We start from the raw sequence: 373 nt of genomic DNA, 5'->3' as shown, positions 1-373 counted from the left end.
GTCCTTCGGGTCGTGGGCGGTCAGGGGCCTGCCGGTCAGCCGGCGGGACGGGGCAGTGCGGCGAGGCGATGGAAGGCCGTGGCCAGTTCGGTTCTCCAGGGCCAGGTCGCCGATATCCGCAAGCGCAGGCGTCGGCCGCCGCGGGTGAGGCGGGCGGCGACGTGCAGCAGCCGGTAGCGGAGCTTCTTCGGCTCGGCAGTGGCCAGCTCCCCGTCCAGCAGCAGGACGCGCGTCCAGGCCAGCAGGTCGATCGCCGCGAGGCTGAGTTCGAGCCAGACGGCGTTGACGTTGAAATCGCGGGAGGGGAAGCGGCCGAAGCCGGTGGTCTTGCCGCACCGGATGTGGTCCTCAACGCTGGCATGCCCGCGGTGAC

General features: G+C 71.8%; 1 protein-coding gene. It reads right to left on the bottom strand.

The annotated features are described in order from the left end of the window. Window positions 1-35: 35 nt before the first annotated feature. Window positions 36-373, bottom strand: a 338-nt coding sequence (locus RM812_RS42805; protein WP_311586533.1) for a transposase, incomplete at its 5' end; no start/stop codon positions are given.

This window comes from Streptomyces lancefieldiae, assembly GCF_031845825.1.
Taxonomy (GTDB): domain Bacteria; phylum Actinomycetota; class Actinomycetes; order Streptomycetales; family Streptomycetaceae; genus Streptomyces; species Streptomyces lancefieldiae.
The sequence above is the reverse complement of the archived record's forward strand: the minus strand, read 5'-3'. Positions and strand labels throughout refer to the sequence as shown.